Below are 12,591 nucleotides of genomic sequence, written 5' to 3' on the forward strand. Positions count from 1 at the left end.
ATGCGGTCCGGCGGTCCCTTCATCCGAGGAACCCCTCACTTGCGGTATCCCGCCCCTCGACGGTCTCCGCGGGAGCAGCGGATCCGCGGCGATAAAATCGGTCATGGCGCTGGTGGGCCGGGAAGATCAGTTGACGATCTGCCGGGACGCGGTCCAGGAGAGTCGCGGCGCCTTCGCCGCGGTCCTCGTCGGCGCGCCCGGCGTCGGCAAGACATCGCTGCTGCGGGCGGTGACGGCGGCGGCCGCGCGGGCGGGTCGCCAAGTGCTCGCGACCACCGGCCTGCCGGGCGGGGCCGGCGTGCCGATGGGTAACCTGGCTGACCTGCTCGGCATGGCACTGCCCTCGATTCTTCCTGAGTTGCCGGGCCTGCAGGCCGACGCCCTTCGGACCACGTTCCGGCTGGCCTCGGCCCCGGCGGTGAACGACGAGCTCCTGGTCGCACTCGCCACGATGAACGCGATGCGTGCCCTCTGCGCCAATCGGCCAGTCGTGGTGGCGATCGACGATGCGCAGTGGATGGACCGGGACTCCGAACGGCTGCTGACCGTGCTGGTCAACTGGCTGCGGGATCTCCCGATCGGCTGGATGCTGACCGTGCGCAGCGGCTACGAGACCGCCGGCCTCTCCGGAACGGTCCTGCACGATCTCGGCCGCGACGCGATCACGGTGACCGTGTCGCCGCTGGACGACGTGTCGCTGTATCAGGTGATCGCGGAACGGTTTCCGGGTCCATGGCGAGGCACCCTGATCAGCCGGATCGTGGCGCTGTCCGGCGGGAATCCCTATGCCGCTGTGGAACTGGCCAGGGAGACCGTCGCGAGCGGCGGCTACGACGCGCCCGTGGCGATGGTTCCGCCGTCATTGACCGTCTCGCTCAACGCCCGTCTGCGCCGGTTGAAACCGACCGCAGGCAAGGCGGCACGACTCGTCGCCCTCGTTGCCCAACCCGACCGGCGCCTGCTCCGCAAGATCCTCGGTCCTGGCGCCGACGACGCGATCGATCAGGCCTTCCGGGCCGGTGTCCTGCACGATGCCGACACGGAAGGTCACCTCGCCCTCACCCATCCGCTGCTAGCCGAGATCGTCCAGAGGTCGATGACCTGGTCCGACCGGCGGTCCGCCCACCGGGCCCTGGCGGATGGGGTCGACGATGCCGACGAGGCCGCGGGTCACCTCGCCCAGAGCACCGACGACCCGGACGACGCGATCTCCCTCTCGGTGTGGGACGCAGCTTGGCGCATGTCGCAACGCGGGATCCAGGCCGGCGCGGCCGCTCTAGGCGAAGCGGCCCTGCGGCTGACGCCGGCCGACCCGGAACGGACGTTGTGGCGGCGCCGGACCGAACTTCTCGACCTGCTCGAAAAGGCCGGCGAGCTGGACAAGGCGCTCAGGCTCGCCGATCTCTGGCTCGCCGACAAACCCCCGGACGACGGGCGGATCCGAGGGCGGCTGACCTTCTACCGCGGCCTGATGGAGACGGACATCCTCACCTCGAACCGCCTGGTGGCGCAGGCCGTCGATCAGCTCTGGGGCGATCGCAGCAGCCAGACACACGCGGCCGCGCTGCAAGGCTACCGGCTACTGGGCCAATGGCGCGTCGAGGAAGCACAGCCGTTCATCGAGCGGGCCACCCAGCTGGCCGGGGCCGGGGTGCCGGACGAGGTCCGTCGCTGGGTCGGCGCCGTGTGCGGGGCGGCGGCATCCGTGGCATTGGATCCTCAGGCGGGCGACCTGCTACGCGAAGCGATGCGGCAACCCGGAGCGGATCGCATGTGGGTATCAGTGCTCTGCCCGGAGATGGAACTCGCATTCTGGCATCTCGGGCGGGGCGAGGTGACCGAGGCGGGTAATCTCTTCGATCGGGTACGCGGCAACGTCGAAAGGTCGAACGAGGCCATCAGCAGCTTCCATATCGAGTGGGGCACGCTGATCCTCGACTACATGGCCGGACGGTGGGACCAGGTCGAAGCGCGTGCTTCATCGCTGCTGCGATATGCGTTCGTGTTCCGGGAGATCGCGGCCACCGATCGGGTGCTTGTGGAGACCGTTCTGGCCGCTGTCCGCGGCCGCGCCACGGAAGCTCGCCGGCTGGTCCCGGCCGCGCTCGCCGCGGTGGCCGCGGGCGACCTGGTCACGGGCGTGTTCCTGCGTAGTCACGCCGCACACCTGGAGCTGTCGATCGGCGACCCCCCGGCCGCGGTCGACTGGCTGGACCCCGTGGCAGCGCAGATGCGCGGCCGCGCGTACTCGGATGTCCTGATCCTGGGGGTCGAGTGCGATCTGATCGAGGGTTACGCCCGAGTCGGACGTACCGCGGAGGCCGAAGAGCGCCTGGCGTGGCTGCGGACGACCGCCGATCGTCTGGAACACCCGCTGGGCCGGCTGGCCGGCAGTCGGTGCGCGGCGGTGCTCGCGCTGGCGCGGGGCGATCCGCGGGCGGCCCTGACCGAGCTCGATCCGATGCTGCCGGAGGCCCGGCGGAGCGAGGTGCCGCTCGAGAAGGGTCGTTTCCTGCTCACATTCGGCTCCGCCCAGAGACGGGCCCGCCTCCGGCGTGCGGCCGCCGCGTCGATCGACGAGGCCATCGAGGTCTTCGCCGGCCTGGGCGCGCAAGCGTGGGCGGCTCAGGCGCGAGCCGAGCGCGCAAAGCTGGCGCATCTCTCCGACGGCACCCTCACCCCGACCGAACAGCGGATCGCCGACCTCGTCCGGCTCGGCCGCACCAACGCCGAGATCGCCACGACACTGCTTCTGCGCGAGAAGACCGTTGAAGGAAACCTCACCCGCATCTATCGCAAACTATGCATCCGCGGCCGAAAGGACTTGATCCGCATGCATCGATGAAATCCGCTACTGGCGGCGGGCGGCGATTTTGGCTCGGACCCGGGCCAGGCGGATCGCTTCCTTGAGGGTCTGGACGTCGTACGCGCCGTAGTGACGCTGCCCGTTGATGAAGAACGTCGGAGTACCGGAGACGCCGCTCAGATCGGCCGAATCCAGGTCGTTGGCGACTCGTTCGGCGGCCGCGTGTTGCATCACGTCGGCGTGGAACCTCTCCTCGTCCAGCGCGATTTCCCGGGCGTACCCGAGAAGGTCGGTGATGCGTAGGTTGTCCTGATGCGTAAGCAGAAGGTCGTGCATCTCCCAGAATTTGCCCTGGAGGCCGGCGGCCTCGGCCGCCTCGGCCGCCAGCTGGGCCTGCGGGTGCACGTCCGTCAGCGGCAGGTTGCGCCAGACGAAGCGCAGGTCGGCGTCCGTGAACAACTCGCGGACGATCGGCTCGGCGCGGCCGCAGTACGGACACTGGAAGTCGCCGTACTCGACGATCGTGACCGAGGCTTCGGCCGGGCCCCGCACGTGGTCCTTCTCGTCGTCGACGTCGGGGATCAGGTCGACCAGCTGGTCGGCGTCGCCGAGCAGGGCCACCGCGCGTTTCGCCTTGGGCAGCAGGAAGGTGATGCGGAACTCCGCCCAGGTCAGCACCGACGCGGTCACCGCGGCGGCCAGCACGCCCAGCTTCGCCTCGGCCAGCGCGTCGCCCTCGAAGGCCAGGTTGGCGATGAGGAACGACACCGTGAAGCCGATGCCGGCGATGGTGCCGGTGCCCAGCACCGACGCCCAGCCGACCCCGGGCTGGACGCGGCGGTGGCTCAGGCGGGTGACGATCCACGAGGCGCCGGTGATGGCGATCGGTTTGCCGCAGACGTACGCGACGAACACGCCGATGGTCACCGGCGACGTCAGGGCCCGGCGCAGGAAGCTCGCGTCGATCGCGATGCCGGCGTTGGCCAGGCCGAACAGCGGCACGATCAGGTAGCTGCTGAAGCCCTGGTAGGTGCGCTGCAGCCGGTCGTTCCAGGAGAAGGACTGGACCACACCGAGTTGCGCGAAGCGGGCCAGTTCCGGCGTCGGCTGCTCGCGGAAACTCCGGAACAGGTCGCTGGCCTGCTCGAGGGCGCCGCGCGCCGGCGTGTAGGCGGCCGCGGTGAGGCCGAGCGCGAGGCCGGAGACGACCGGGTCGATGCCGCTGGCCAGCATGGCGCCCCAGATCGCGATGCCGAGCGGGAGGTACGCGTACCCGCTGCGCACGTTGAGCCGGACCAGCCCGAAGGTCGACAGATACAGCACGATCGCGATGATCAGCGGCATCGGGTGGATCTCGTCGGTGTACGCGAACGCGATGATCAGCAGGGCGACCAGGTCGTCGACCACCGAGACGGTCACCAGGAACAGCCTCGCCTGGTCGGGCACCCGGCGGCCGACCAGCGCGAGCAGGCCGAGCGCCAGCGCCGTGTCGGTCGACATCGCCACGCCCCAGCCGCCCGCGCCCGGGCCGCCGTGGTTGATCGCCAGGAAGATGGCGATGGGCACGATCATCCCGGCGACGCCGGCCGCCGCGGGCAGGATGAACCGGCGCCGGTCGCGCAGGTCGCCCAGGTCGAACTCGCGCCGCGCCTCCAGCCCCACGACCAGGAAGAACAGCGTCATGAGGCCGCTGTTGACCCATTCGCGCAGGGTCAGCGACACGCTCATGTCGCCGAGGTGGATCGACAGGTCGGTGTGCCAGAAGTTCTCGTAGGACCCGTCGGCGACGTTCGCCCAGATCAGCGCGATGACGATCGCGGTGACCAGCACGGCGGCGCTGCCGGCCTCGGTGCGCAGGATCCGGCGGACGGGAGTGGTCACCCGGGTCTTCCACGCGGTGGTGCCGCGCAGCTGGGCGGTGGTCTGCGAGTCGCTCACGCGCCTACCCAATCACCTCGGGCGCGCTCGATCCACGGTCTGTGACCCGCGTCAGAGCTTACGGCCCACCGCCGCATAGATGCCGAGGTCGGCGCTGACCGGGCGCTGCGACGGCTCGTCCTCGGCGCGCCAGTCGCTGACGGCCACCATGCCCGGCTCGACCAGGGCCGAGCCCTCGAAAAACCCGCGGATCACCGGCTGGGTTCGCGCGCGGACGTCCGTGCGGCCTTCGGCGAACATTTTCTCGTACGCCTCGACGCCGGCGTCCGTGCTGAAGTCCATGGTGCCGTGGCTGAGTGCCAGGTAGCTGCCCGCGGGGAGGGCCGCCATGAGCGTGCGCACCGCGGTCGCCGCCTGGTCCTCGTCGTGCACGAAATGCAGCACCGAGATGAGCAGCAGCCCCACCGGCCGGTTCAGATCGAGCGTGTCGCGCAGGGCCGGGTGCCGCAGGATCGCCGAGGGGTCGCGCAGGTCGGCCTCGATGTACGCGGTGCGGCCGCGCGGGTCGCCCTGCAGCAGCGCCCGGGCGTGCGACATGACGATCGGATCGTTGTCGACGTAGACGACCCGCGAGTCGGGGGCGGCCCGCTGGGCGACCTCGTGGGTGTTGTCGGGCGCGGGCAGTCCCGTGCCGATGTCGAGGAACTGCCGGATGCCCTGCTGGGCGAGGAACGCCACGCTGCGCCGCTGGAAGGCCCGGTTGGCCCGGGCCAGCTCGACCACGATCGGGAACGCCGCGGCGATCGCGTCCCCGCTCTGACGGTCGGCCGCGAAATGGTCTTTCCCACCGAGCCAGTAGTTGTAGCGCCGTGCCGGATGCGGCACCGACGTGTCGATCTCCCCCATGCGCCGAAGGATAATCGACGAGCGTGCATGGACGGGGACCCGCGCGCGTCGTATCGTGCTTTTCAGCTCGCTCTTTATTGGAGGTTCTCGATGCGTGGCGCCCTCAAGGTGGTCGTGGCCGGCGGCCTGCTCGCGTTTTGTGCTGCCGGTTGTGGGAGCGCTCCCAGCTCGGGCGCCGCGCCGGCGGTCAGCACCGCGGCGCCGGAGACCAAGGTGACGTGCGAGGCGGTCGGCGAGGCGTACACGAAGAACATCGGGCCCTTCGCCGAGGCCCTCTCCGAGATGGTCGGGGCGAAGGCGACCGCGGCCGGCCGCACCGACGCCCAGCAGAAGCTCAAGGCGCTGGCCGACTCGCTGCGCACGGCGACGCAGGGCAGCGGAGACGCCCAGCTGCGGGCCGACGGCAAGCAGACCGCCGACCAGCTGCAGGCGAAGTCGGCGGACGCGAAGTTCTTCGGCGGCATCAAGACCGCGCAGGACGTCAGCACGGTGCTCGGCCCGACGCTCAAGGAATGGCTGGCCCCGGTCACGCACCACTGCTCGTGAGCACGGCGACCGCCGGCTCGTGCAGGCTGCCCACCCAGACCCGGCCGCCGTGCTCCCGCACGCCGGTCACCATGTGGTAGCGCTTGTTGTCGCCGCTCAGGTCATGGACCAGACCACCGAGATTGTCGTACGCCTGGACCCGGACGGTCCGCTTCGGCCCGGGCTGCAACGGCTGCGGGATGCGGGTGAGGTTGCGGCGCAGCCAGAGCGGGCCCTGCTGGATCCGTTCGACGAGGGAGTCCTTCGGGCTGGCGAGCGCCACCCAGATCAGCCCGTCGCTGCCGAGCGCGATGTTGTCCGGATAACCGGGCAGGTCCTCGGCGAGGTAGTCCCGGGAACCCGCCCGCGGGCCGGTCAGCCAGTGGCGGACGATCGTGCGCAGCGCCGTCTCGGCGACCGCGACGAATGACTCGTCCTGGGCCAGCGCGACGCCGTTCGCGAACGCGAGATCCTTCTCGATCGTGCTGACCTTGCCGTCCGGGTCGCGCCTGCGCAGCCGCCCGGTCCGGGTCACCTCGAGCATCTCGTTGCGCCACTCGTCGATCGGGTGGATCTCGGACGAGTCGGAGAAGTAGATCGTCCCGTCGGCGGCGACGGCCGCGTTGTTGCAGAACTTCATGCCCCCGACCAGCTCCTCGACGGTGCCGTCGGCGGGGTCGACCGCGAGCAGTCCCCGGCGGGCGTCGCAGACGAGCAGCCGCCCGCCGCCGAGCAGCTCGATCCCGAGCGGCCGGCCGCCCGTGTTCGCGACCGCCGCGACGTCGCCGCTCTCCGGGTCGATCCGATGGATCACCCCGTCCTCGGTCCCCGTGTAGACCGCGCCGTCCGGCGCCACCACCACGTCCTCGGCCCCCCGGCCCGGCACCACGATCACCCGGAAATCCATGCGCATGACTATGCGCCCTGCGGCGCCCGGACTCAACGGACCGTCCGCGCCCGGTTCGGCCGAGCGCGCCATGTCGAAATCCGGCACTCCCCGTTCGTGTAGGAGATGACGACACCCACGGACGGAAGGAACATCGACCATGCGCACGATCACCGCGACCATGTTTATCACCCTGGACGGCGTCGTGCAGGGCCTGGGCCGCCCGGACGAGGACACCCGCGGCGGCTTCCCGTACGGCGGCTGGGGCCTGCGATACAACGACGAGGTCATGACCCGCGAGCTGGGCAAGGGCATGGCCCGGGCCGGCGATCTGCTGTTCGGCCGCCGGACCTGGGAGGACTTCAGCAAGGCGTGGGGGAACGCGACCGACGGCAACCCCTACACGGCGCTCATGAACGCGGCGACCAAGTACGTCGTATCGCGGAGCCTGCACGACGCCTCCGCATGGCAGAACTCGATCCTGCTACGAGGCGAGGCGGCCGAACGGGTCGCCGAGCTGAAGGCTCAGCCGGGCGGCGACCTGGCGATCAACGGCAGCGCGTCACTGGTGCGATCCCTGCACGCGGCCGGCCTGGTCGATCACCTCACGCTGCTCATCCACCCGCTGACGCTCGGCACCGGCACGCGGCTGTTCGAGGGGCCCGCCCCGCTCACCGAGTTCGACCTGACCGGCAGCGTCACCACGACCAAGGGCGTGGTCATCGCCCACTACCGGCGCACCCGATAGCGCAGGTGGAGCACCCGGTTGCCCTGAATCATCACGTCCGGGTCCTCCAACAGGTGCTGCGCGTCGACCGACCCGAAGTAGCGCTTGCCGGACCCGAACACGACGGGGACGACATCCATCCGAACCTCGTCGACCAGGCCCGCGGCAAGCACCTGGCCACCGACGTCGCCGGCGGCGACCTCGACGATGCGGTCGCCGGCAAGCTCCTGCGCCTTGGCCACGGCTGCCTCGACGCCGTCGACGAAGTGGAACGGCGCCCCGGGGTCCCAGCCCTCGGGCGCCGGCCGGTGCGTCACGACGACCACGTGGTCGATCCCGCTCGGCGGCTTCCCGTCCCAGCCGTCCGTCATGTCGAAGACGTGGCGGCCGGCGATCGTCACCCCGATCTGGTCCCAGTACGGCCGGGTGTAGTCGTAGGACGTCTGCGACACCTTCACGTAGCCGCTCTCGTCCAACGGGACGTCACCGCCGGACAACCAGTCGAACAGCGGTCCGGGCTGGTCATTCTCGTCGGCGACGAAGCCGTCCACCGACACCGAGCTGTACATGACTACTTTGCCCATGGCCCCCAAGTTAGCGTGTCGTGAGCTGTCGCTCTTGTAAGAAATCAATCGGCCGGGAGCGGCCAGCCGTCCAGCACGTGGCCGGGATGTTCGCGCAGGAACCGCCGCCGGACCTCGACGTACCGGGTCGGCGTGAGCCCGGTGAACGCCCGGAACTCGTGGCCGAAGTGGGCCTGGTCGAAGTAGCCCGCCCTGCCGGCGAGGTCGCCCCAGTCGATCGGTCCGGCGGGGTCGATCGCGAGCATGGCGGCGGCGAAGCGCTGGGTGCGGGCCAGCCGCTTCGGCGTGACGCCGACGAGCTCCTTGAACCGCTGCTCCAGATGAGTGCTGCTGACACCGGCCGCCTCCCGCAGGTCGCCGATCGTCACCGCCCCGCTGGTCGCCACGATGACGCGGCTCGTACGGCGGACCAGCCCCAGACCCGCGGTCTCGCACAGCCGTCGCATCAGCTCCTCCTCGAGCAGCGTCAGCATCTCGTGCGGCCCGTCCGCCGTGGCCAGCCGCTCTCGCAGCTCGGCAACGGCGGGCCGGCCCCAAACCTGCTCCACCGTCACCGGCCGGTCGCACAGCTCGGCCGCGGGCATCGGCAGGAACGGCGCCAGCCCCCACGCCTTGACGTGCGCGCCGACGGACCGGGTCCGCAGCGGGTAGCCGAACTCCAACGCGCGGGTGGGCACGGTGACCACGCAGCCGTCGGCGTACTCGGCCGCCTCGATGTCGGCGCCGGCGCGGATGCGGAACGGCGCCCCGAGGTTGACGATGAGCAACGCCCCCGGCATCGGCGGCAGCGTCAGCCGGGCGTACGGCGACGAACCCTCCAGGTAGTAAAGGTCGTCGATCAGCCCGTCCAGCGGCGGCCGCGGCACTCTGGACACGTACTCCACGCCCACAGCATCGCCGCCACCGTGTCCGCGATCAACCCCACCGCCATCGCGCGCCCGGCTGCCTCAAACGGCGCTGCTCCTAGAACTGCACGTTGTCCGACTGCACCGTGCCGGTGGCGGCGTTGTTGACTCCGCCCGGGCTCACCGAGCGCCACCTCGTCCCGGTCACGGTCATACCGGTGCCGCCGGTGAGATTCACCGCATATCGGGCGCCGCCGTAGACGATGTTGTTCCGCGCGAGCACCCGGTTCGAGCCGGTGACGTAGATGGCGTCGTACGTGCTCGGGGTGGGATGCCCGGCGTCCTGGATGAGATTGTCGCTCACGTCGACGATGTCCACCCCGGTGAGGTTGATCGCGTGCTGGCTCGACCGGTGGATACGGTTGCCACTGACGCGCGAGGCCTCGACGTTGGTCATTTTGATGCCGTACGTGCCGGCGTCGCCGATGTTCAGCTCGTTGTCGGTGACGGTGATTCCGGAGATCTGCGCGGTGCCCGACTCGCTGACCTGGATTCCGCCGTCGGTGGGGTTCGAGACGGTGTTCGCGGAGATCACCACCCCGATGACCAGCGCGCCGTCGGTGCCGGTGAGCACCCGCACGCCGCGCTGCGGCCCCCGGAAGACGTTGCCGGTGATGGTGATGCTGCTGCTGGGCGCGTCGCCGACGAACACACCGTCCTTGCCGCCGGACGTGCTGTTGCCGGTGATCGTCATGTTGGTGCATCCGTGGCAGTCGATGCTGTTGTCGGCGAACGCCAGGATGGTGTTGTTCTCGATGCGACCGCTGCGCCCGTTCCCATTGGAGATTCCCTGCGATGCCGCCGGGGCCGGGCTGATGCAGCTGACCGTGTTGCCCCGGCAGTTGTACAGGCTGATGTCGGTCTCACCGCGGAAGATGATCCCCCAGTTGCAGCGCAGTACGTCGTTGTCCAGCACCAGAACCGAATCGGCGTCGGCGACGTAGATGCTGCTGCGGAAGTTGTTCTGCGAGACTGACGCGGCCTGCCCGCAGTGGTCCATGAAGCAGCCCACGATCCGGGTGTAATGCGCACCCGGCGAGACCGAGACGGCGCACGCCGCCACGTTCAGGAACGAGCAGCCCTCGATCGCGCAGCGCTGGGTGGTGCCCTCCACGATGATGCCGATGCCCGCGGACTGGTTGTCGCCGTCGAAGGCCAGGCCACGAACCGAGTGCCGGGCGTTCTTCAGCCGCATCATGTTCACGGCGGCGCCGGCCTTGATGGTGGCCCCGGCCGCGGTCAGCACCTGGGGAACGGACTGCTGGACATAGAGGGTGTCGCTGATCAGGTAGGTGTTCTCCGGCCCGCCGAAGTCCACCGCCCGGTTCGCGGCCAGGCACTGGTTGATCGCCGCGGTGTCGTCGGCCACCCCGTCGCCGACCGCGCCGTAGTCCTGCGGCGTCGCACCCGACCCCGCCACGGCGGGCGCGGCGCTCGCCGGCTGCCCCGAAGCCAACACCGCCGCAGCACCGGACGCTCCGGCCACCATCATTTTTCGACGCGACAACACCATGACAATCCCCGTTTCTCGATGAATGAGAGCGGGCACAGCGTATAGAGATCACGAGTTCGGCGAGGTCCCTCGAACAAGCGCTCGCCTCAACCGAGGTGCAATCATCCGCTCCGGCGATCTGCGCGGGCGTCAGCTGCGGAAGCCCCAGCTGGTCGGCGACCGCCTGCCCGGTCGGCAGGCCGAGCCGGTACCCGCGCAGCAGGTTCCGCGGGCGTCGTGCAGCGCGAGGGCGGCTCCGAGCGCGGGCCTGGGGCGCGGGCAGTCCGGGCAGGCGCGGCAGGAGCGGGCGCGGCAGGTCGCCGAGGGCCGCGTACGGCAGGGCGGCCTCCGCGGCGACACCCGAGGTGGCCAGGACGGTCGTGCCCGGGGCACGGGGACACCAGGCGAGCCAGCAGCGCCGCCTTGCCCGCGGGAGCGTGCGGGCTCGATTCCCTTGGCATCCGGCCTCCGGGCGGAATCCGCGCACGATCCTTTCTCGACCGTGCCCGATCTTCCGCCCGGCCGGCCACCCCGGTCGCCGGCAGAGCAACGACCTATTTGCGCTTGCGGATCTCGTCGGCCGCCTGCGGGACGACCTTGAACAGGTCACCGACCACGCCGTAGTCGGCCAGCTCGAAGATGGGCGCCTCGGGGTCCTTGTTCACCGCGACGATCGTCTTCGAGGTCTGCATCCCGGCCCGGTGCTGGATCGCCCCGGAAATGCCCAAAGCGACATACAACTGCGGCGAGACCGTCTTGCCGGTCTGCCCCACCTGGAACTGATGCGGATAGAACCCGCTGTCCACCGCCGCCCGCGACGCGCCGACCGCGCCGCCGAGCAGATCGGCCAACTCCTCCACCAGCTTGAAGTTGTCCGCGCTGGCCACCCCCCGGCCGCCGGAGACGACGATGGATGCCTCGGTCAGCTCCGGGCGGGAGCCTTTCTTCTCGGCCACCCGCTCGACCACCTTCGTCAGCTTGTCCGCGTCACTCACGCTCACCGTCAACTGCTCCACCACCGGGGCGGCCGGAGCCGAGACCGGGGTGGTCGAGTTCGGGCGGATCGTGATGATCGGCAACCCGCGGGTGACCTTTGACTTCACCGTCGCCGCCCCGGCGAAGATCCCCTGCGTCGCCGTGCCGTCCGCCTCGACCGCCACCGCATCGGTGAGCAGACCGTTGTCCAGCTTGACCGCCAACCGGCCGGCGATCTCCTTACCCTCCTGCGTCGAGGCCAGCAGCACCGCCGCCGGCTGCACCCGCTTGACCAACTCGGCGACCACGGTGGCCTTGGGCGCCACCAGATAGCCGTCCACCTCGTCGCCCTCACCGGCGTACACCTTCTCGGCGCCGTACTCGCCCAGCTTCTCGGCGAACTGCGCCGCCGCGCCCGCGCCGCCCAGCACCACCGCGGACGGCGTGCCCAGCGTGCGAGCCAGCGTCAGCATCTCCAACGTGACCTTCTTGACGCCGGCAGCCGCAGAGGCCTCGACGACGACCACAACCTCAGCCATGACGAAAACCCCTCTCAGACAAACTTCTCGGCGGCCAGATACGACACCAGCAGAGCGCCGCCATCACCCTCATCCGTGACCTTCTGCCCCGCGGAACGAGCCGGGCGGGCAGCGAACTCCAGCACCNGNCTGGTCGCNCCGGCNGNNCCNACCTCACNCGCGTCCACACCCAGATCGGCCAGCGACAGGGTCTGCACCGGCTTCTTCTTCGCCGCCATGATCCCCTTGAACGACGGATACCGCGGCTCGTTGATCGTGTCCCACACACTCACCACCGCCGGCGTAACCGCCGTGACCACCTCATAGCCCTCATCGGTCTGCCGCTCCGCCGTCAACTGCGACCCATCAACCGTCAACTTGCGGGCACC

The 12,591-nt window shown here is 70.1% G+C and carries 11 protein-coding genes; 3 read left to right on the forward strand and 8 right to left on the reverse strand.

All coding sequences use genetic code 11. The features are described from left to right. Nucleotides 1–103: 103 nt before the first annotated feature. Entirely contained in the window at nt 104–2,845 is a 2,742-nt protein-coding gene (locus tag A3CQ_RS0143815; RefSeq protein WP_020517321.1) for a LuxR family transcriptional regulator, read from the forward strand. 6 nt (nt 2,846–2,851) lie between these two features. Here A3CQ_RS0143815 and nhaA read toward each other — a convergent pair whose 3' ends face one another. Both nhaA and A3CQ_RS0143825 read right to left on the reverse strand, forming a co-directional pair. Next, entirely contained in the window at nt 2,852–4,744 is a 1,893-nt protein-coding gene (gene nhaA / locus A3CQ_RS0143820; RefSeq protein WP_020517322.1) for a Na+/H+ antiporter NhaA, read from the reverse strand. A gap of 51 nt (nt 4,745–4,795) precedes the next feature. Beyond that, nucleotides 4,796–5,590, reverse strand: coding sequence for an SAM-dependent methyltransferase (locus tag A3CQ_RS0143825; protein ID WP_020517323.1), 795 nt, complete (start codon nt 5,588–5,590; stop codon nt 4,796–4,798). 90 nt (nt 5,591–5,680) lie between these two features. On the opposite strand from A3CQ_RS0143825, the gene A3CQ_RS0143830 reads away from it, so the two are divergent. Then, the gene (locus tag A3CQ_RS0143830; protein WP_020517324.1) at nt 5,681–6,136 is read left to right on the forward strand and encodes a hypothetical protein; all 456 of its coding nucleotides are present in this window, start codon (nt 5,681–5,683) and stop codon (nt 6,134–6,136) included. On the opposite strand, the gene A3CQ_RS0143835 is transcribed toward A3CQ_RS0143830, so the two are convergent. Then, the gene (locus tag A3CQ_RS0143835) at nt 6,117–7,022 is read right to left on the reverse strand and encodes an SMP-30/gluconolactonase/LRE family protein (RefSeq protein ID WP_245577627.1); all 906 of its coding nucleotides are present in this window, start codon (nt 7,020–7,022) and stop codon (nt 6,117–6,119) included. The genes A3CQ_RS0143830 and A3CQ_RS0143835 overlap by 20 nt on opposite strands. 139 nt (nt 7,023–7,161) lie before the next feature. Between A3CQ_RS0143835 and A3CQ_RS0143840 the strand changes: the two genes are divergently transcribed. Further along, nucleotides 7,162–7,749 (forward strand): dihydrofolate reductase family protein, encoded by a 588-nt coding sequence (locus A3CQ_RS0143840; RefSeq protein WP_020517326.1) that lies wholly within the window; start codon nt 7,162–7,164, stop codon nt 7,747–7,749. Here the strand turns inward: A3CQ_RS0143840 and A3CQ_RS0143845 are convergent. The 5 genes from A3CQ_RS0143845 to A3CQ_RS0143865 all read right to left on the reverse strand — a co-directional run. Beyond that, nucleotides 7,731–8,312, reverse strand: coding sequence for a dihydrofolate reductase family protein (locus A3CQ_RS0143845; protein WP_026206858.1), 582 nt, complete (start codon nt 8,310–8,312; stop codon nt 7,731–7,733). The genes A3CQ_RS0143840 and A3CQ_RS0143845 overlap by 19 nt on opposite strands. Before the next feature lie 44 nt (nt 8,313–8,356). Beyond that, nucleotides 8,357–9,196 (reverse strand): helix-turn-helix domain-containing protein, encoded by an 840-nt coding sequence (locus tag A3CQ_RS0143850; RefSeq protein ID WP_245577629.1) that lies wholly within the window; start codon nt 9,194–9,196, stop codon nt 8,357–8,359. A gap of 79 nt (nt 9,197–9,275) precedes the next feature. Then, entirely contained in the window at nt 9,276–10,709 is a 1,434-nt protein-coding gene (locus A3CQ_RS0143855; RefSeq protein ID WP_020517329.1) for a right-handed parallel beta-helix repeat-containing protein, read from the reverse strand. Between the two features lie 554 nt (nt 10,710–11,263). After that, nucleotides 11,264–12,223 carry an electron transfer flavoprotein subunit alpha/FixB family protein gene (locus A3CQ_RS0143860; RefSeq protein WP_020517330.1) on the reverse strand — a complete coding sequence of 320 codons (960 nt, stop codon included), beginning with the start codon at nt 12,221–12,223 and terminating at the stop codon, nt 11,264–11,266. Between the two features lie 14 nt (nt 12,224–12,237). Continuing rightward, nucleotides 12,238–12,591 (reverse strand): electron transfer flavoprotein subunit beta/FixA family protein (locus tag A3CQ_RS0143865; RefSeq protein WP_026206861.1); only part of this gene is annotated, 354 nt, incomplete at its 5' end.

The sequence above is a fragment of the Paractinoplanes globisporus DSM 43857 genome, assembly GCF_000379645.1.
In the GTDB taxonomy this organism is placed as follows: domain Bacteria; phylum Actinomycetota; class Actinomycetes; order Mycobacteriales; family Micromonosporaceae; genus Actinoplanes; species Actinoplanes globisporus.

Excerpts from the sequence above, each read along its gene's own strand:
- A3CQ_RS0143855 (WP_020517329.1), bottom strand. The coding sequence starts at position 10,709 with ATGATGGTGGCCGGAGCGTCCGGTGCTGCGGCGGTGTTGGCTTCGGGG.
- A3CQ_RS0143845 (WP_026206858.1), bottom strand. The coding sequence starts at position 8,312 with ATGGGCAAAGTAGTCATGTACAGCTCGGTGTCGGTGGACGGCTTCGTC.
- A3CQ_RS0143825 (WP_020517323.1), bottom strand. The coding sequence starts at position 5,590 with ATGGGGGAGATCGACACGTCGGTGCCGCATCCGGCACGGCGCTACAAC.
- A3CQ_RS0143860 (WP_020517330.1), bottom strand. The coding sequence starts at position 12,223 with ATGGCTGAGGTTGTGGTCGTCGTCGAGGCCTCTGCGGCTGCCGGCGTC.
- A3CQ_RS0143835 (WP_245577627.1), bottom strand. The coding sequence starts at position 7,022 with ATGGATTTCCGGGTGATCGTGGTGCCGGGCCGGGGGGCCGAGGACGTG.
- A3CQ_RS0143840 (WP_020517326.1), top strand. The coding sequence starts at position 7,162 with ATGCGCACGATCACCGCGACCATGTTTATCACCCTGGACGGCGTCGTG.
- A3CQ_RS0143830 (WP_020517324.1), top strand. The coding sequence starts at position 5,681 with ATGCGTGGCGCCCTCAAGGTGGTCGTGGCCGGCGGCCTGCTCGCGTTT.
- A3CQ_RS0143815 (WP_020517321.1), top strand. The coding sequence starts at position 104 with ATGGCGCTGGTGGGCCGGGAAGATCAGTTGACGATCTGCCGGGACGCG.